Raw genomic sequence first — 18,974 nt, 5'->3', positions numbered from 1 at the left:
ATAAAAATAGACACTCCCCACCCTTTCACGTGTGAAAGAGGTTGAAACTTTGGCTCAATTGTTATGATTTGTATCTAAACGTCATCGAATATTTTGACGTCTCCGTATGGATATGTACATCGGATAGTAACAGATGCCCTAAGTCGTGTCAAGTTTCAAGCAGATTGAACTAAATATGTCAAATATACACTACTATTAGCCAAAGGATGAGCGCCACAAATAAAAATATTGGGGTTTTTAAATAAAGTCACCCACAAGTTATCCACAATTCTAATGCTGAACCCCTCAAAACCAAAGAAATTTCCCGACTTCTTCATTTGCCTCAAAAATAAAGCAAACAAAAAGACAGGTTTTGACACCGGACTGGTAACTTTTACTCACTTACGACAGAAGCTTTTTTAATGCAGTCCGATCATCCCAGGGGACTAGCTTCCCTCCAGCCACCGCCATCACTGTTTCACTGCCCTTACCCGTTACCAGTATCATATCGCCTGCCGTGGCGAGATCGAGTGCTGCCTTGAGCGCACGCTCCCGATCAATTATTTTCCAACAATCAATATCGAGCCGCTTGCCTGCTTCCATCGCCCCTGCCGCCACCTCATCAATGATATCTTGTGGATTCTCATCATAGGGGTCCTCGTTGGTCACTATGACACAGTGAGCATACTGGCCGGCGAGCCGACCTAAGACTGGCCGCTTAGCTTTGTCGCGACCGCCTCCCTGCGAACCCAGTACGGCAATCAACCGTTTTGGCTTGAGTAATTGCGCCGCACGATAGATCGCCTCCAATGATGCGGGCTCATGAGCATAGTCAACAAAAATTCGGACATCGCGATCGTTCGGTATTTCCTCCATCCGTCCTGGTATCTGTACATTCTGTCCCAATGCTTCGCTGATGATGCCTATAGGAATGTGCTGAGATACACCAACTGAAGTAGCCGCGATGCAATTCGCAACATTATGAGCGCCAATCAACCAGGGACGGAAGAGCTGATGATCAATAATGAATTCGCTATGGTCATCAAATAATCTAACCTGGTGCGCGAGAACAAAAGAATCAACCCGAGCCGCGATTGGTTGGTCGGCGTGCATTGAAAATGCGTAATGCAAGTCTGCCCTTGGCTCGAGAAATCGTACTGCTTCACCGTCATCGCCATTGACCACGATTACTTTTGAAATGCGCTCACCAGCAATCCATTTATTCTTATGTTGTGCAAGCGAACGGAACAACAATAATTTAGCATCGCGATACTGCTCGAAACTGCCGTGTGATTCAATGTGTTCTGGTGATAAATTAGTAAAAACTGCTACGTCGTATTCGATACTCACCTGTCGGTGTTGCGCCAAACCCTCAGACGACGTCTCAATAATCGCGTAACGACAACCGCTGCGCACCATTTCGCGAAGCAGCCGCTGCAGCCGCATCCGGCCAGGCATTGTCTGCTTCGTCTCATTCACCCATTCACGATCGTTGATTTTGAAATGCGTGGTGGCGATCACCCCAACGGCAAAACCCGCCTGCTCAAGCACGCGCGTAATCAGCGCAACGGTTGTTGATTTCCCCTTAGTGCCCGTGACGCCGATAACGATCAACTGGCGCGACGGGTGCCGGTACCACCACGCGCCGAGGTGCGCCATCGCTAAATGATACGCATCGAGAATTGAGTGGGGCAACAAACCACGAATTATTGTTTTTATTGCGTGAATCATTTTGAATCAGTCAATGTAGTTTCTGCCAATAGCCAGCGATGGTACGCCGGCAAAGCATGCGACACGGGTAAGCGAAGAATGCAGGGAATGGCATATGAATGGTGCGCTAACACCAACCGCTCAATTTTTTTATAATGCCGTGGTTGCGTGGCGATGAGCGTAATCACGCCGGTACTTGCAACAAGCTTACCCCGCCACCAGTAGAGATCCTCTTGCTTAATAAAATTAATACAGGCGGCCAGTCGCCGCTGGAGGATGAGCTTTGAGATCCGCCGTGCCTCGGCACGGCTCGGATAGTGAATGTAGACGTGAATCATATTACTCAGCCCGAATCACATTCCCCGCAAGATCAATTTCCACAAAATGCCTGACGGTTCCGTCACGATAGGCACTACACTGGTTTGCCGGATCATCATCAATAGCCTGACGAGGATTATGAGCAACATCGGCAACCCAATCCGGTATTGCCTGATTTGTCAGGCAAGGACCAGCGGATAAATCAGTCCCCTCGAGCAAAGCTTTCCGCCACAATTCCTGAGCCTTGACAATAGCCAAATCCTTATCTGCCTGTGCTTTGATCTGCAAGTCAGCGGCACCAGTGACAATCTCTCCAGCGCTGAATGTATTGTCGTTATTTATCCCAATGCTCTCAGGACGCTGAAGTACCCAATACACGCCCACGCCAACGGCAATCATGATAATAATGACGATAATAATCCCCTTGCTCATACGCATATCAGTATACTGGCACCAGCCTAAAAAAACAATTTAACCAAAAAGGGCGCGCCATAGGCGCGCCCTCATTGCAGCCGATGATTATTTTTTCTGGCGTACCAGGTCAAGCTTGTCTAATTTCTCCCAAGGAAACTCCACATCTGTTCGGCCAAAATGGCCATAGGCAGCGGTTTGCTCATAGATAGGTTGCTTGAGATTGAGTTCACGAATAATATCTGCCGGTTTCACGGGAAAATGCTTCTCAACCAGCGCCTCAATCTCCGCATCCGGTATGGTGCCGGTCCCCTTGGTATCAACCATGATCGAAACAGGTTTGGCTACACCGATAGAATACGCCAGCTGCACTAAACATTCACGTGCCAATCCAGCAGCTACCACATGCTTGGCGATGTACCGAGCGGCGTAGGCAGCGCTGCGATCAACCTTGGTAATGCATTTCCCCGAGAAACAACCACCGCCATGAGGGGCGTAGCCACCATACGTATCGACGATAATTTTACGACCAGTCAAACCAGTGTCTGCCGGAGGACCACCAATCACAAACTTACCCGTCGAATTAATAAACATTTGAGTTTCGGCAGTGTACCATTCGCCGAGGACGGGCTTAATCACCTGCTCGGTAATATCTCTACGCAATGTTTCCATTTCTACACTTTCCGCATGGTGTGCGGCAATCACCACGGCCGTTACCCGAGAAGGTTTGCCATCAATATATTCAACGCTGACCTGGGACTTGCCATCAGGTCGTAAATATGGCAATGTGCCGTCTTTGCGCACTTCTGACAACCGTCGTGCCAAGCGCTGGGCCAGCGAAATCGGCAATGGCATCAGCTCCGGCGTCTGATCGCAGGCATAGCCGAACATGAGTCCCTGATCACCCGCGCCCTGCTCTTTGAATTCGCCGGCGCCTTCGTCCACGCCCTGCGCAATATCCGGGGATTGTTCATGAAGCGTACTGATAACGCCAATATCTTTGTAGCAAAAACCAAAATCAGGACTATCGTAGCCAATCCGTTTCAATGTCTGACGAACCACATCCTGAATATCCACGTAGGCTCTAGTGCGGGCTTCACCGCCAACCATCACGAGACCGGTGGTCGCAAAACATTCGATGCCAGCGTGCGTCTCAAGATCTTGGCGCAGCATCGCATCGTAAATGGCATCTGAAATTTGATCACAGACTTTATCGGGATGACCCTCGGTGACTGACTCTGAGGTAAATAGTTTCCGTACGGACATAGAAATGATTATACATTAATGAATAAAAAAATCTCCACGTTAGGGAGAAAGTTTGAGGCTAATGCTTATCTTCCTACACGATTGTAGTCTGAATGGAGCACCATTGAATGGCCCTGAAGTACATTCAGGGCGCTTCGCGGTTGCCGGAGCATCATCGGGTCAGATCCCTACGCTCACTCTTGATAAGGTATGTATTTGTAAATGTAATTAGTAGTATACGATTGACTGCACTGCTTTGTCAATAAAAACAGCCCGCACCATGTATGCGCGACATTCGCGCTGCTGCCCATGCACGGTGCGGGCTCGTTTTACGGGAGGAATCCCCCTTTGCAAAGTAGAGGACTTGGGTCCTGGCACACTTTTTATTGCGTGTACGTAGACCACCATAATCAATTATAGCACGAAAAACCTAAAAAATCAAGGGGTTTTGACTAGCGATGGCGGGCGGAAGGAATCTTTTTCCCCTGCTTGCGCGAATGCTTCTTGCGCGCAACTTTTTGCTTTTTGTTCATAGCGTTAGTAAATTATTAATTACCGTTTCATCGTAGCGTCCTGTGCAATAGTATGTTTGCTCAGGACGTCGGTGTCAATGCCCCGGTCATGCGCCACATCCTTCAAATCTTTCGGTATATCAAACCAAACGCGCTCTTCAATAACAGGTAATGTCTCAACCGTTGCTCCATACGTTGATCGCAATCGGTCAACCACTGCCTGCACGATTGACTCGGGTGCTGAAGCGCCCGAAGTAATGCCTACCCGCATAGGAGCGGACAGCCACTCAGGCTGAATCTCCGATACCTGATCAATGCGATAGGCTGGTGTGCCAATTGCACGGACGACCTCTACTAACCGATTGGTATTCGAGCTGGTGATTGAACCCATTACCAAAACAATATCGCACTGCCGCGCCAAGGCTTTTGCAGCCGCCTGCCGATTGGTGGTGGCATAACAGATATCGGCCGCTGGCGGAAGGATTGCCTGGGGAAATACCTTCTTTATTTCGACTAAGAGAGTCGCCGTATCATCCACGGATAATGTAGTTTGGGTCAGGACGGCAATCTTTGTATCCTTAGAAAAACCAAGGGCATGGACATCTTCAATTGTTTCAACCAAATAAGTATGCTCCGGCGCCTCTCCCATGGTGCCACGCATTTCCACATGGCCACGGTGACCTACCAAAATAATCGTATACCCTTCCCTCACATAGCGCTTGACCTCAAGATGTACTTTGGTCACCAGTGGACAGGTCGCATCAATGATTTCGATTGAGCGATGTCGAGCCGCATCATAATCAGACGGCGGGCTGCCGTGGGCGCTAAAAATAACCCGGCTGCCGATCGGTATCTCCTCAATTGATTCGACAAATGTCGCGCCCTTCTTTTCCAGATCTCTCACCACATGTGCATTATGCACGATGGCATGCTTTACATATAATGGCGCGCCATATACCTGCAGCGCTAATATAACAATATCGATGGCGCGATCAACGCCAGCACAAAAGCCGCGAGGTTGGGCAAGTATAATCTTCATGGTAATAGGAGTATACCAAAAAACTGCCATATCTTATACTCGGCACACACCAACCATTCTATGACTCAACAATCGGAGTTTGATTCTGTTTCGCCATCTTTATCTCCCGCCAGGACAAATACATGAAGATGCTGAGCAAGAGTACGGTATTGAGCGGAGCGAGCCAGAAAGGATACTCATGACCAAAGCTCTCAAATACCATTAGGCCACCCAGCATGCCGATGGCATACATAGCACCATTTTTCAGATAAGCAAACCTCGCGATCCAATTAATACCCCGCACGGTAACTTCTCGAACAACGAACGCGCCCAATCCATTTCCCAAAATAATAATGGGCACCGATAAAGTAAAGGCAAACGCGCCGATGACGCCATCAATAGAAAATGAAGCATCCAATGCCTCGAGGTAAAGAATCTTGCTCCAGGCTCCGAGCGATGGATCTGCCAATTGTTTTTCTTTTTCTTCCGCATTCTTCTTAAATCCATCCGTCAGGAAAAAAGCGGAAGCGCCAATTGACGCGGCTAAGGCCATCATCGGGTTGACCCGCATTGAGAGAAATATAATAGTCGTTAAGCCAATTGAGGAAAGGGCATAAAACCAGAATCCCTGCCGATGAATAAAATGTTCCACAAAAAAAGCATACTTTTTTTCCTCCAAAAATAACCAAGCCATAAATACTAAGAAGAGATAGGTGCCACCACCAATCAGCAACAACGGCTTAGAGGCCTCCAGATATCCCTGAATTTCTTCTGAATGATTGAATGCCGAAGAAATGATTTCGCCAATTCCCAAAGTAGGATTAGCTATCCACACTATGATAAATGGCAGTACACCGCGAACGACAAAAACAGCAAATAAAATCCCCCAGAAAAGGAAAATCTTCCGGTACTTCTCCGGCATGGTGCGCAGTACATGCGCGTTAACAATGGCATTGTCCACGCTGGAAATGATTTCAAAAATGCACAGCCCGATGATAACGATGATAATTTCTAACATAGATGCATTATAGCAATATTCGTTGAAAATGGCTTTTGACCTCAGTAGGAATCGAACCTACATTATCCGCCGAAGGCGGACGTCCTACTATTTCACTTTTACTTTCATACGCCTAGCTATAAAAATCATTTGCCCCCGAGAGGAGTCGAACCTCTGTTACAAGATCCGGAATCTTGCGTCCTATCCACTGAACGACGGAGGCATGTCATTGCTATCAACGATGAGGGCATAGCGAGCTACTGGCGCGTACTGAGATACTGCTCAAACTGATGAATATCATCTGGATTACCAAAGTCAATCCAATACCCGTCAATCTTCACTACTTTTACTTTCCGTAATGCGGCCAATGCAGTGATCGCATCGGTGATCTCATACTCGCCACGCGAGGAAAGCGGCACATCATCAATCACATCGAAAATATCATGCGTAAATTTATACGCACTGCCATTCACCAAATTTCCCATAAAGGTAGCTGGCTTTTCTACAATACTTTCGAGAATCCCATCCGCATCTGTTACGAGCACCCCTTTTGTTTCAGGATGGTCAGTTGTCTTGGCGCCCACATACGTAAATTCGTCTTCGTGAATCATCTTAGTGATGTCAGAAACCTCATAATAATTGTCACCCGCCAAAGCTATAAATTGATCAGTGCCAATGACATCTCGAACAACTTTAATCGGACAGGCGGTGCCGTATTCTTCGGTCCCCAATAGCTCAAACTGATTCATGACTCGAACCGGGTATGGCACTGTTTTCAAAAATGACTCAATTTGATCAGAGAAATACCCGCTCACGATAGTAATATCAGTGAGGCCAGCGGCACGGACATTCTCAAGTACATAATTTAAAAAAGGCTTCCCACCGACTTCAATTAAGTGTTTGGGGCGACGCTGTGAGAGATGCTTCATCCGGGTGCCGCGACCGGCTGCCGATATCACAACTTTAGTGATCATATGACTGACCGTAGTTGACGAATTAATTTATACACTCTATACCACCCCGGCCGGAGAATCAAGGTGTGGGCTCCTATATAGTTCATTGGGGTTCCACCAAAACCCTGTTTAAATCGAGTAATGCCCGCCCAGCGATCCTGCGTCCCCGCCTCTGCCGATCCGACTCCGCCAAAATCATACCATTTCAATCCCGCCGTTTTCGCATCCAAAATTTGCTGCCACTGCAACAGATACGGAGCCATGACCGATCGCTCCCGATCCGATGATGCACCATGAACATAGGTCGCCATATCGCCGGCATGCAACACAATATTTGCCGCAAGAGCCATGCCTTCATATTCTGCAATAAATACTCGCGCCATGCCTGACGGCCCAAGCGTTTCCATCATCTGCTGGTAATATTCCTTTGCATGTGAGCGAAACTGATCGCGCTGAGTGGTCTCAGTATTTATGTCCCAAAAACGATCAACATCGGCAACCGCGCTCGAAACGCGCACTGTGACTCCGCGCTTTTCTGCCAAACGAATATTGTACCGCGTCTTCTGGTGCATCTGTTCCAACAACTGCTCCTCAGTGCCACCCAGATCTAATAACTGCGTATCCTGAGGCTGGCGAAAACGAGCTGACTCGCCCGGCCAAGCGCTCATCATTGATTGCAGCAATGACAAGCGTTCCCGCCGCCAGGCTGGTTCAATAATAAGTGAAAGCGCACCGACGTCACCAGCTTCATCAATAATATGTTCAAGCAATGCTCGCATGGTGTGCGCTACCTCATCATCATTGAGATCGTGCCGTACCACCGGCCCTCGCGGTATATACCAATACTGCCAGCGCCCAGGCAGCTGATGAATGATGACTTGAGCCACGGCTCGAATAGTCCCGCCATCAAAAACGCCATAGCGACGCGCTGACCGTCCTGTCTTTTCTTGAAATACACCCCAATCCCATGATTGCGTAAACTGCGTCTGGGGCTGTGCTCGCACCCAGGCATCAAATATTTTTTGATCAGTGCAGCGGCGTACGTCCATTACTGCTTCGTGCCTAATAATTTGAGAGCGGCTTGAACTTTTTGTCCGCTCGATAGCTTTGGATCCGCGACATGCTTGAGCACTTCGCGTGCTTCACGCACGGAATATCCCAAGCCCACGAGTGCGTCAATCGCGTCGCCATCTACGCTCGATCGACTGCCCGCGTCACTGCCGCTAGCAATCTTTCCTTTCAGATCAACAATGATGCGCGACGCTGTTTTCGTCCCGATACCGGAAACTTTCGTCAGTAATGCAGCATCGCCCTGAATGATAGCTGCCTCCAATTCATCAAGCGTCGTTAACGACATAACGGTCAGGGCGGATTTAGGGCCTACCCCCGTCACGCTTATCAATAAACGAAAAAAACTGCGCTCGGCACTTGTCGCAAAACCATATAATTCCAAAGCGTCCTCGCGCACGTACTGATGCGTGTACAATGTCATCTCATCGCCAATACGTGTCTTCTCCAAAAGAACAGCTAAACAGTATATCTCATAGCCAACGGCGCCAGCCACGAGGGTGAGTGTTTTAGCTGTTTTTTCGCGGACTGTTCCGGTGAGTAATGCAATCATAATGTCCCTATACTATAGCAAAATCAGTGCAGAATGGACACTCTCCAACCCAGCCGGACCCGCTCATGGTACAATAGATATATGTCTCGATCATCAGGGATATTTCTCCACCCTAGCTCACTGCCCAGCCCCTATGGCATCGGCGATTTCGGCCCAGAAGCGTATGCTTTTGTTGATTTTTTGTATATGAGTAAACAGCGGATCTGGGGGGTGCTCCCTCTGACCATTCCCGATGAAACCGGCTCGCCCTATGCTTCGGTCTCGGCTCACGCCCTGAACTGGCTATTAGTCAGTCCTCAAGAATTAGTCCGAGATGGTTTCCTGAACGAAGCTGACGTGCCCGCCCCCAAACCTGTTGAGCCCATTAGCTTCCGTCATGCCTATAGTGTCAAATGGAAATTATTGCGCCAAGCGTATACGTATTTCCAAACAAACCGCGATGAGGCACTCATCAAAGATTTTCACCATTTCATCACCATTGAACAATGGTGGCTTGATACCTACGCGCTCTTCATGGCAGTCAAAGAATCGCACGGGGGGAAACCGTGGCCCCGTTGGCCAAAAAAAATAGCACTCAGGGATACCGCCACCATGCAACAGTGGCAGGAACATCACCTAAATCAAATCCGCTATTACCAATTTGAGCAATGGGTGGCCGACCGTCAGTGGCGGAAACTAAAATCCTACGCTCAAGCAAAAAATATTTCTATCTATGGCGACATCCCGTTCTTTGTCACCACGGACAGCGTCGACGTCTGGTCACACCAAGATCAATTCTTGCTGGATAGCCGACAGCGCCCTCAGGCCGTTTCCGGAGTCCCACCGGACTACTTCAGCCGCCGAGGACAAATATGGAACAACCCTCACTACAATTGGAAAGTCATGCAGCGAGACAATTTCCGCTGGTGGCTCGAACGTTTTCGTCGCGCTACCTATCTCTATGATATGATTCGACTCGATCACTTCCGCGGATTCGACGCTGTCTGGCACATCCCCTACGGCGCACGCACCGCTCGCCATGGATCCTGGCAACCCGTGCCTGGCGACGCGCTCTTTGCAATCGTGACCAAAGCATACCCCCAACTCTCCATTATTGCCGAAGACCTCGGCATGATTTCAGAGTCAGTCACCGTCTTGCGCGAACGCTACCATTTTCCTTCAATGCGCGTGCTCCAATTCGCCTTCAATGGTTTCCCTAATAACTTTCACCGGCCAGAATTCTTCACTGACAATATCGTGGTCTACACGGGCACGCATGATAATACGACCAGCCGCGGTTGGATAACAACCGAAGCGAAAGATAATGAACGCAGCGCCGCGCTTCGAGAACTCGTGGCGTCACCGGAAACGTTTGCCTGGAAATTAATTGAATATGGCATGCATTCACGAGCGCACCTGTGCCTTACCCCCTTACCAGACCTGCTCAATCTTGGAGCTGAAGCACGCCTCAATAAGCCCGGCACCAAACGAGGTAACTGGCGCTGGCGGTTTTCAAAAGAGGCATTGTCTGCTATACTGTCCCGACGATTGGCCGAGCTAACCACGACGGCCAAGCGCGGATCATGAAATTTGAACTGACTTCCCCATTCAAACCAACTGGCGACCAACCGACGGCTATCAAAAAGCTGGTGGCAGGTTTAGCGCGACACAAACACCAAACCCTCTTGGGCGTCACGGGCTCAGGGAAAACCTTTACCATGGCTAATATTATTCAGCAGGTGCAGAAACCAACTCTGATTCTATCGCACAACAAAACATTGGCCGCCCAGCTTGCCTCAGAATTTGAAGATTTTTTTCCAAAAAATTCCGTTCACTACTTCGTTTCATATTACGACTACTACCAACCCGAAGCCTACATTCCACGAAGCGATACATATATCGAGAAAGAAACGCAGATGAACGAAGAGATTGATCGTTTGCGCCATGCGTCAACGGCCGCCCTACTTTCCCGAAATGATGTGATTATTGTGGCCTCTGTTTCGTGCATTTACGGCCTCGGCTCACCGACGGAATACAAGCGGGATGTCATCCACCTCCAGCGTGGGGATACAACAAAACGCGACCTTATTCTCCATGCCTTGGTCAACATCCAATACGAACGCAACCAAACCGATCTTTGGCGCAATCGATTCCGAGTGACCGGGGAAATACTTGAGGTGTTTCCGTCTGATTCGGCCAATAATTTTTACCGCATCCGTTTCTGGGGAGATGAAATTGAAAAAATCGAAGAGATTGATTCACTGACCCAATCAGTCGTTCAAACGCATGAACGGGTAGACATCTACCCGGCGCGACACTACCTGGCTCCCGATGAAGTGGTCAAACAATCACTGAAGGAAATCCAGCTCGATATGGAGCGGCAAGTGGCACTCTTCAAAAAGAACCACAAATATATCGAAGCGCAACGCCTCGAAGAGCGAGTTCGCTATGACATTGAAATGATTAAAGAAGTCGGCTATTGCAATGGCATCGAAAACTATTCACGTTATTTCGACCTACGCACCGCCGGGGAACCGCCCTCGACCCTAATTGATTTCTTCCCCAAAGATTTCCTACTCTTCATCGATGAATCCCACATGAGTATTCCCCAGGTGCGGGGCATGTATTTCGGAGATCGCTCACGGAAAGAAACGCTGGTGAACTATGGCTTCCGTCTGCCGGCGGCCATGGATAATCGGCCATTAAAATATGAAGAATTTGCCAAAAAATTAAATCGCGTCATCTACGTCTCGGCAACGCCCAGTGAATATGAAATAGAAATGTCAGGGCAAGTCGTCGAGCAGCTTATTCGGCCAACCGGATTACTCGACCCAACCGTCGAAGTACGGCCAACCAAAAACCAAATTGATAACCTATTGGATGAAATCAAAACCCGCGTGGAAAAAAAGCAGCGGGTGCTAGTAACAACACTGACGAAACGAATGTCGGAAGACCTTACGGAATACCTCGCTGACCTGGATATCAAAGTTCAATATCTCCATTCCGAGGTAGACACGATGGAGCGCCTCGAAATATTGCGTGATTTGCGTACAGGAAAATACGACGTTTTGATTGGCATCAATTTATTACGTGAAGGCCTCGATCTGCCAGAGGTTTCATTAATTGCTATTCTTGATGCTGACAAAGAAGGCTACCTACGGTCAGACACCGCCCTGATTCAAACTATGGGTCGTGCCGCCCGACACGTGCAGGGGCATATCATTATGTACGCTGACAACATTACTAAATCAATGAAACGCGCCATCGACGAAACCATCCGCCGGCGCACCATCCAGGCAGCGTATAACAAAAAACACGGTATTACTCCGCAGACAATTATCAAAGCAATCAAAGAAACGCGTTTAGCTGGCGCCAAAAGAAAAGAGGCCGAAGCTGAACATCCGTCATTCAAGGACATCCCCGCAGAAGAAATCCCGCACATTATCGCCGATTTAGAATCCCAAATGGAATTAGCAGCGCAAAATTTAGATTTTGAAAAAGCCGCTCAGTTACGGGATGCCGTTCAGCTCCTCAAGAAGCCGACGCAGAAAAAACAGCACTATAAATAACCCTCCGTCAGACTCTGACGCAGGGGCCCCAAACACACCCTCCCAACGCTCTGATCTAGCGAGACTCTTTGTCGATGATGAGCAGAATGATTATACTTCCTAAGATAAAAAAGGTAAGCGCAACCGTTCTCGAAATAGGCAATACCAAATCAATCAGTCCAGTGGGTAAAATACCGATGTAATGATCAATTCGTAATAATCCAGCTATTAACAGAGAGATGGCGGTTGCCGCGAAGAATTTGAAAGCCAAATCAAGGCGTTTGCTGGTACGGAAAACAACCATCAACATCGTCAGCGTAGCAGCGATGGCTAATACGAGATTCAAAACATCAATCGTGATACTTAAGAGAGGCATAATATTACTTCTGAGTATACCGAAAATACCCACGGCTGGCTAGCAACGATTCATCAATAGGTTGATGAATAAAAAATCGTCGATATTCGTTGGCAATTAAGGCGAGAATAAGTGACACTAATAAAAGTACAATAATCATGTTCAGCATGACAATCCGGTTTGCTTCACCAATCGGTACTTGTTCACCGCCCACGGTAGCAAGAAATTTTGGCTCGATGGTGAATGGCTTATTGACCAAATAAATAACGTTCCCAATGCGTGCCTGAATAGAAAGGACATATCGCCCAGGTGTTACATTTTCACCCAGCCAAAACGATTTTTCTAAATATTGTCCCGACACCTGCAGCGTGGTTTCCTCGGTATTACGGTACAGGGGTTCTGCATCAGCTGACTGGGCAGCGTCATGGATACTATAGGTCAGTTCCATGGGCAGCGCCCGGCTTAACTGCACCGGAGACACGGTCATGCCAAGCAGCAATTCTTGCTCGGGCTGATAGCGCAATGGCGGATTAATGAGTTCTGCATCAAATAATATCATTGCCTCATCAACCGACTCAGAAAAATTGACCGTACTATCGGCTATCGCAGCCGCCTCCCCAGTACTCAATACCTCATTCAGATCAAGTAGTGCGGCTGCTGTATCAATACTCATGGCAGTTACGAGAAATGTATATTGCTCTACATATACAGTCGTAGCGTCATCAGTGGTGACCAGCGTATGCACGCGAATATGATGCTCCCCTACATCGAGCGGTGCGCCATAATTCGACCAGCTCCAATTACCAAAATGATCACTGACGGTTTGCCCGCGAATTTTCAGCGATGATAACTCAATAATCACCGGTGCGTCAGGGAATGCCACAGTGCCCTGAAAATTAACTACTGGTCCGGTCGTAGGGATATCTGCATTCGATGGTGGCACGGCGCTCGACGCTGGTGCCGCAATAATGTAGCGGGTATCCGGAACAGTGCTGTCCTCAACCGATACTGATAGATCACTCACAGTTTGAAATTGTAAGTGCGGATCAATGACCTGGGTGAGGGTGACGGTTTGCTCTGAATCAGCAAACAACGTCACAGAAAAAACAAACGAAGTTACCAATACAAGCGTCACAACAGTCACGACCATCAGCTGCCGTATAGTGAGAATCCGATGCGCTGTTTTCTGCTGTTCGCTTCGTTTCATATATTTTTGAGTATACCAAGCGACTACCCGGCTGCCTAGCTCGCCACTACGGACAGCACCATATTAATATCATAATCCGAAGCAATCGGTTGCTCCATGGGGATAGTCTGCGATACGCCAATACCAGTGACGTCCCAATAGCAGCCCGTGCCGGTACTAGCTCCTGCTGTTACCAAAGTAATGGTATTGGTCACTCCTTCAGAAAAGCCAGTCGAAGCCCCCTTAGTCAAGCCAGTTGTACTACATCCTCCCTGCGGCGTAATCGTGGAAACAGACGGGTCAATAGTCAAACGACCGCCAACCGAATCAGCGTCGCCTCCGTCAGCCGCACCGGCCGTCGGATCATTAAAATCATAATCAGTACCCACGCTGTCCCACACTGCCGTAGTGGCCGAGGCAGCCAAGGAGAGTGTCCACGTAGCCGTACCCGTCGTGTTCGTTACTCGAATCTGCTGCGACGATATGCCGAAACTCCCGGTAACGGTTTGGAAGGTAAATGAAAACGTCGCATTGTTCATCACCATACTCGGGCTGGACACCGAGCTACCTCCGCTGTCGACAATATCAACCGTCAAGCTTCCGCTTGCCGTGGTTAAACTCGGATACGTGCACGTGGCAGTCGCGCAATCGTTTGAACCATCATTATCCTGCTCACGCCGCACCGGCCGACCCTGATCGACATCATACATGCGGAAATAGTAGGTGGTGCTGGAAGCGACATTATATGCTTCGACTGGAAATTCGAGTTCACGAAGTTGCAATGCAGCATGATCCATGGCTGCACCACCAACAGCGTCCTTGTCTAATGTCCACCAACCCACAGTCGGCGAGCCGGAAAGAGTGGTCCCGCCCAGTGCTCCATTGTCATCGCAGACCGAGCTGCCACCATTACAATCGAAGTATCGCCAGGCTGCGCCAGTTCCGCCCGGATCATCAACGTCTGTCCAGGTGGTGGATGTGGCGTCAGGATCAGCCGTTGCATACTGCAATTTTTTTCTTGAGTTATCTTGTCCCATGCCGGAGAGTTCAGCCACAGAAAATCGAAGCCGAAATTTTCCGCTAAAACTAGTAGGCGCCACATTCTCATTTGCTAATTGATTTGTCGGCGTATCAGTCGTATCAGTCCCCTGCCAAAATTTCCAATTCCGAGACCAGGGTGAATAGGGAATATAGGTAAAGGCAGCGGGCATGGCACTGCAACCCGTAGCAATATTATCAGCCGAGCAGAGTGACAATGACGCCTCAAGCACTCCCGCATCACCTGTTTCCCAGGCAGTGCCATTCCAGTGTTGGGTAATTAAATTATTGTCGATATCAGTGAGCAATACCATGATATCGTCGCTATTGCGAGAAGCGGCGGTACGAATCATTTGAGCATCATCCGTTAAACCGGTCGTGGTGATTGCCGTTTGAGCGGTCGACACACTACAACCACTGCCAGTACAGGCATAGCGAACATAGGCACCGGTGTCCCCAGCGCCAGCATCCATCAAAACAAATAGAAACTCAGACCCGGTTTGCTCCCATTGCACATCGGTATAGGCGGGTCCGGGCGTGGAACCATTACCACCCTCAAGCGTGCCATCACTCACCAGTGCCGTAAACCCAGCACTCGTACCGTTGCCCTTCCACACGGCGCCATTGAAATCATTTGATGTATCATTAGTAGCAATCGCAATCCGATCAGACTGTGGATCGCTCTCCGCATTCACCCAAACGGTGACCGCTCCATTCGTCAGGGTCTCAAATCCACCCTGCTCAGTACCCCAACTGCCGCCGGAGGGTAACAATTTATATTTTATCTCATTACTCGTAGCCGTAGTGGCATACATGACCAGAGCGTCGCCCGAATTACTCTCCCACTCAACATCGAAGACAGCCCCTTGCTCGTTTCCGCTTGATGACGCATTGGTCGTATCAGTTGCTACTACTTGGTTACTCCACGTCGAACCAGTCCAACGGTACGCCTCCACTTCATGGGTGCCCGCCACATCGATGCCTACCCCGAGCAGCAGCTCATTAGAACCACCTTTCGGTTTCAACGAGACAAAGGTCGGTCGGCCATTCGATGAGAGGGTAATGTCATTAGTCCCATTCGTCGGGGCGCAATTCGAAACCGGCCCCCAGTTGGTGCCGTCATAATAACAATAATACAGTTTTTGATTCACATTATCAGCGTAGACAACCATGGCTCGGCCAGACAAACGCTCGTATGCAATGTCAAAAGCGCGAGAACAATCGGCTTCAGTGCCTTCACAGGTCATGGCCGGCGTTGTACCGGTATTACTCCAGGCCGTTGAGTAATCAGTGTTGACGTCATACCCGTTGACACCTTTTATAACCGTCAATTGGCCGTCTGCTTTCAAGATGCCCACCATCACCTCATCACGAGTAACCGCGGGCTTTGCCACGATGAATCTAATTAAACTAGCACTGGCGCCATGCGTGTATGATTCTTCGCCAGTGGAGAAATCAAAATCATAAGCGTTTTCCTGGAAGCGCAGTACCGTGTTTGTCCCATCACCATAATACAAGCGTCCATTATTCGATACCGTCGCCCAGGCTGACTCAGGTTGCGATGGAAAAGAGTCAGACAGTGGCGGCCACCCGCTGAATAACCAGCCCGTGACCAGCAAAAAAATAACAATGACACGAAATGTCTGACGCATACCTTATGGAGTTGGGGGAGGAACTTTAATCGAGGTGCCGGGAGTCAGATCAAACGGCGCTTTCATGCGATTTACCTTGACCAGTAGCTGCCATGATACATTATATCGTTTCACAATACTCTTGACGGTATCCCCTTTTTTTATCTTGTATGAAACCCAGGTTTTCTCAATCCAAAGTTTCCGACGGCGCGTCCACCACCACACTCCTGCCAAAAATATTAGTAATAACATGACACCGCCATATATCAACAATGCGTAGAGAGAGGGCATCAAGAAAAAGGTCACGGTCGGGCCCGAGAGCTGCACATGATCCACGCCAGTTTTGCCCAATTCCAGAGTCGCGTCACGATCATAATCGACCATCATGGTGGTATGGAACCACCCTCCCCAAAATTGAGCGGGCAACTCATAATTCCACGAGGAAGTCGTCTCGCGTAAAATAGAATACTCACCACCATGATCCGCCACCATCTGACCCAAGAAATTCTTAGTCACAACACGCACCAGTGCATCAACTGATACGTTACCGCTGTTTCGAACCGTCGGACGGATCACTGCGCTCCAATTCGTCTGTGGAGTGACCGTCAATCCTATGATCTCCAATTGCCGGCGTATCTCACCAGGGATAGTTACGGATACGCGCAGCCCCGTACGCGTCGCGATGCTAATACCCTCAGCGGTCGCGTCTTGTGCTTTTGGTTTCTCCTGGATAAGAATGCACCCATCTAGCTCGCCCACATCGGCATCCTGCGGCACCTGAATAGTAAATGGTACGACGGCATTAGTCACCGGAGCGAGTGTCAACACTACCGGTTGCAATGGATCGTTCCCCTCTGCTACTTCAAGAGCGTCAGCATCACCATCCCCGTCAGTATCTGCCTCGGTTGGGTCGGTGCCAAATTCAACTTCTTGTGCATCGGTTAAACTATCTCCATCGGTATCAGCGCCCTCGAGCGCATCAGGGGCTCGGACGAGACGCTCTTGTGGTACCACGGCAAAGGTAATCCATGAACCAACACCGTTCTTGTCGGTGGACAGTTTCTTGGTCGACTCTAAATACTGTTTACAAGCAAAACCTCCATCAGAAGACGGCGTCGAATCAGCTGAATAGAGATATATCGTTTTCTCTTCCTGCGTGTTATTGATCACCACAATGCCATCATCATAGCTTGACCCGGATTCGAGCGTGTATACAAAAATATCCTGCGTGCGGGGATTATCCGCTCGAGGATTGGCCGGTCGGCCACCAATACCACCATACTCAATGGCATGAACGGAGATCGGGGATGCCAGTAAAAATCCGACGCCCACAGCGATCGCCATCACAACGATTTGTTTCTTCATAACCCTTCCAGTATACCAAAAATAAATCAAAAGAAAAGCGGCGCAGTAATGCGCCGCCTGAAAAAATCAAAACGTAATAAATTATGATGCAACGATGGATAAGGTCGTATTGATATCATAATCAGCAGCTGCGGGCTGTTCCGCCGGAATTTTTTGTGAGAGGCTAACCCCTTGCAATGTCCAATCGCCAATATCATTCGAGGCGGCGGCACCGGTCAAAATGGTAATACTATCAGTTGTTCCCTGATTAAAGCCAGTCGATGTTCCTTTGGTAATATTTGATGTGGCACAGCTGCTGCACTGACCGGTAGCCAAGGTTCCCGCATTTGGATCGACGGTTAATTGTCCAGCTAAACTGTCCGCGTCGGCGCCGTCAGCGCATCCAGACGTAGTGGGATCATTAAAATCATAGTCAGTACCCGCGCTATCCCACACCGCGGTAGCGGCTGATCCAGCCAATGACACGGTCCATCCATTATCTGCCGCATCCGGATTCGAAACGTAAATTTGTTGGGTGGCACTGCCAAACGTTCCCGTCGCAGTCTGACAGCCAAAACTAAACGTCACGGCTCCCATGGCAACCGACGGACTCCCCACCGTAACATAACTGCCATTCACGATATCAACGGCAAGAGTCCCGGCATTTATGGTTTGCTGAAAATTCGAGGTGGAACTCGCTTGAACATACAGTCCAATGCTTGAGCCCATGATCACCAAAACAGCCACCACAATGACTGTGGCGACCCGTATTTTACGATATAAATAATGTTGTATCCGCTCCATTTTTTATTTTTTGTTTTTGCTTTTTTAAAAGCTTCAATACGGTTTTGTATTGAATACACCATAATTATAGCGCATTTTTAGGCCTTTGTCAAGTAACGTAAGCACCAAACTGCCTGAGACACACTATTGCCTCAGTGGCCAAACATGTTAGAGTAACGGCATAGTTCACCGGCTCTTTTGTCCCGCTCTCCTGACTCAGCCCGTTGCGCTGATCTGCATCTTCCCAGCGATGCAGCCTGTTCCGATCCCGCCTTTCTTTGGCGGTTTGCCCCTCATCAATCACCCTCCCTAGTCCAACGCGAGTAGGAACGTGTCCGGACGCATA

At 48.9% G+C, this 18,974-nt stretch carries 16 protein-coding genes, 1 tRNA gene and 1 riboswitch; of the genes, 2 read left to right on the top strand and 15 right to left on the bottom strand.

Annotated elements, in window-relative coordinates:
- Nucleotides 1-381 precede the first annotated feature (381 nt).
- From HZC01_02770 to ruvA, 10 genes are all read right to left on the bottom strand, one after another.
- Nucleotides 382-1,710 (bottom strand): UDP-N-acetylmuramoyl-L-alanyl-D-glutamate--2,6-diaminopimelate ligase, encoded by a 1,329-nt coding sequence (locus tag HZC01_02770; GenBank protein MBI5037599.1) that lies wholly within the window; start codon nt 1,708-1,710, stop codon nt 382-384.
- Nucleotides 1,707-2,027: a divalent-cation tolerance protein CutA gene (locus HZC01_02765; GenBank protein ID MBI5037598.1), complete on the bottom strand. Its 321-nt coding sequence runs from the start codon at nt 2,025-2,027 to the stop codon at nt 1,707-1,709. Before HZC01_02765 ends, HZC01_02770 begins: the two co-directional genes overlap by 4 nt.
- A gap of 1 nt (nt 2,028) precedes the next feature.
- Nucleotides 2,029-2,439 (bottom strand): hypothetical protein, encoded by a 411-nt coding sequence (locus HZC01_02760; protein ID MBI5037597.1) that lies wholly within the window; start codon nt 2,437-2,439, stop codon nt 2,029-2,031.
- Between the two features lie 87 nt (nt 2,440-2,526).
- Entirely contained in the window at nt 2,527-3,684 is a 1,158-nt protein-coding gene (locus HZC01_02755) for a methionine adenosyltransferase (GenBank protein ID MBI5037596.1), read from the bottom strand.
- Nucleotides 3,685-3,746: 62 nt separating this feature from the next.
- Nucleotides 3,747-3,873, bottom strand: a riboswitch (SAM riboswitch).
- Nucleotides 3,874-4,215: 342 nt separating this feature from the next.
- A complete protein-coding gene (gene ispH, locus HZC01_02750; GenBank protein MBI5037595.1) occupies nt 4,216-5,220 on the bottom strand; it encodes a 4-hydroxy-3-methylbut-2-enyl diphosphate reductase in 1,005 nt (334 codons plus the stop codon).
- A 52-nt stretch (nt 5,221-5,272) separates the two neighbouring features.
- Complete coding sequence (locus tag HZC01_02745; GenBank protein MBI5037594.1) at nt 5,273-6,211, bottom strand: DUF475 domain-containing protein; 939 nt, start codon at nt 6,209-6,211, stop codon at nt 5,273-5,275.
- A gap of 130 nt (nt 6,212-6,341) precedes the next feature.
- A tRNA-Arg gene (locus HZC01_02740) sits at nt 6,342-6,413 on the bottom strand.
- A gap of 34 nt (nt 6,414-6,447) precedes the next feature.
- A complete protein-coding gene (locus HZC01_02735; GenBank protein ID MBI5037593.1) occupies nt 6,448-7,164 on the bottom strand; it encodes an NTP transferase domain-containing protein in 717 nt (238 codons plus the stop codon).
- Complete coding sequence (locus HZC01_02730; protein ID MBI5037592.1) at nt 7,161-8,192, bottom strand: peptidoglycan bridge formation glycyltransferase FemA/FemB family protein; 1,032 nt, start codon at nt 8,190-8,192, stop codon at nt 7,161-7,163. The genes HZC01_02735 and HZC01_02730 overlap by 4 nt, the downstream gene beginning before the upstream one ends.
- Nucleotides 8,192-8,764 (bottom strand): Holliday junction branch migration protein RuvA, encoded by a 573-nt coding sequence (gene ruvA, locus HZC01_02725; GenBank protein MBI5037591.1) that lies wholly within the window; start codon nt 8,762-8,764, stop codon nt 8,192-8,194. Before ruvA ends, HZC01_02730 begins: the two co-directional genes overlap by 1 nt.
- Nucleotides 8,765-8,845: 81 nt before the next feature.
- Here ruvA and malQ point away from each other — a divergent pair, with 81 nt between their 5' ends.
- Entirely contained in the window at nt 8,846-10,330 is a 1,485-nt protein-coding gene (gene malQ / locus HZC01_02720; protein ID MBI5037590.1) for a 4-alpha-glucanotransferase, read from the top strand.
- The gene (uvrB, locus tag HZC01_02715; GenBank protein MBI5037589.1) at nt 10,327-12,312 is read left to right on the top strand and encodes an excinuclease ABC subunit UvrB; all 1,986 of its coding nucleotides are present in this window, start codon (nt 10,327-10,329) and stop codon (nt 12,310-12,312) included. The genes malQ and uvrB overlap by 4 nt, the downstream gene beginning before the upstream one ends.
- Before the next feature lie 55 nt (nt 12,313-12,367).
- Here the strand turns inward: uvrB and HZC01_02710 are convergent, their stop codons facing one another.
- The 5 genes from HZC01_02710 to HZC01_02690 all read right to left on the bottom strand — a co-directional run bounded on the left by HZC01_02710 (nt 12,368) and on the right by HZC01_02690 (nt 18,649).
- Entirely contained in the window at nt 12,368-12,667 is a 300-nt protein-coding gene (locus HZC01_02710; protein MBI5037588.1) for a hypothetical protein, read from the bottom strand.
- A 4-nt stretch (nt 12,668-12,671) separates the two neighbouring features.
- On the bottom strand, nt 12,672-13,853 hold the full coding sequence (locus HZC01_02705) for a hypothetical protein (GenBank protein ID MBI5037587.1): 1,182 nt from the start codon (nt 13,851-13,853) through the stop codon (nt 12,672-12,674).
- Between the two features lie 35 nt (nt 13,854-13,888).
- Complete coding sequence (locus tag HZC01_02700; protein ID MBI5037586.1) at nt 13,889-16,522, bottom strand: hypothetical protein; 2,634 nt, start codon at nt 16,520-16,522, stop codon at nt 13,889-13,891.
- 3 nt (nt 16,523-16,525) lie between these two features.
- Nucleotides 16,526-17,866 (bottom strand): LysM peptidoglycan-binding domain-containing protein, encoded by a 1,341-nt coding sequence (locus HZC01_02695; protein ID MBI5037585.1) that lies wholly within the window; start codon nt 17,864-17,866, stop codon nt 16,526-16,528.
- Between the two features lie 81 nt (nt 17,867-17,947).
- A complete protein-coding gene (locus tag HZC01_02690) occupies nt 17,948-18,649 on the bottom strand; it encodes a hypothetical protein (GenBank protein MBI5037584.1) in 702 nt (233 codons plus the stop codon).
- Nucleotides 18,650-18,974: the final 325 nt, after the last annotated feature.

The organism is Candidatus Kerfeldbacteria bacterium (genome assembly GCA_016214565.1).
Lineage (GTDB): Bacteria > Patescibacteriota > Patescibacteriia > UBA10025 > JAHIVO01 > JAXDBW01.
The sequence above is the reverse complement of the archived record's forward strand: the minus strand, read 5'-3'. Positions and strand labels throughout refer to the sequence as shown.

Coding starts and splice junctions, on each gene's coding strand:
- HZC01_02770 (MBI5037599.1), bottom strand. CDS start 1,710: ATGATTCACGCAATAAAAACAATAATTCGTGGTTTGTTGCCCCACTCA.
- HZC01_02765 (MBI5037598.1), bottom strand. CDS start 2,027: ATGATTCACGTCTACATTCACTATCCGAGCCGTGCCGAGGCACGGCGG.
- HZC01_02760 (MBI5037597.1), bottom strand. CDS start 2,439: ATGAGCAAGGGGATTATTATCGTCATTATTATCATGATTGCCGTTGGC.
- HZC01_02755 (MBI5037596.1), bottom strand. CDS start 3,684: ATGTCCGTACGGAAACTATTTACCTCAGAGTCAGTCACCGAGGGTCAT.
- HZC01_02745 (MBI5037594.1), bottom strand. CDS start 6,211: ATGTTAGAAATTATCATCGTTATCATCGGGCTGTGCATTTTTGAAATC.
- HZC01_02735 (MBI5037593.1), bottom strand. CDS start 7,164: ATGATCACTAAAGTTGTGATATCGGCAGCCGGTCGCGGCACCCGGATG.
- HZC01_02730 (MBI5037592.1), bottom strand. CDS start 8,192: ATGGACGTACGCCGCTGCACTGATCAAAAAATATTTGATGCCTGGGTG.
- ruvA (MBI5037591.1), bottom strand. CDS start 8,764: ATGATTGCATTACTCACCGGAACAGTCCGCGAAAAAACAGCTAAAACA.
- malQ (MBI5037590.1), top strand. CDS start 8,846: ATGTCTCGATCATCAGGGATATTTCTCCACCCTAGCTCACTGCCCAGC.
- uvrB (MBI5037589.1), top strand. CDS start 10,327: ATGAAATTTGAACTGACTTCCCCATTCAAACCAACTGGCGACCAACCG.
- HZC01_02710 (MBI5037588.1), bottom strand. CDS start 12,667: ATGCCTCTCTTAAGTATCACGATTGATGTTTTGAATCTCGTATTAGCC.
- HZC01_02705 (MBI5037587.1), bottom strand. CDS start 13,853: ATGAAACGAAGCGAACAGCAGAAAACAGCGCATCGGATTCTCACTATA.
- HZC01_02700 (MBI5037586.1), bottom strand. CDS start 16,522: ATGCGTCAGACATTTCGTGTCATTGTTATTTTTTTGCTGGTCACGGGC.
- HZC01_02695 (MBI5037585.1), bottom strand. CDS start 17,866: ATGAAGAAACAAATCGTTGTGATGGCGATCGCTGTGGGCGTCGGATTT.
- HZC01_02690 (MBI5037584.1), bottom strand. CDS start 18,649: ATGGAGCGGATACAACATTATTTATATCGTAAAATACGGGTCGCCACA.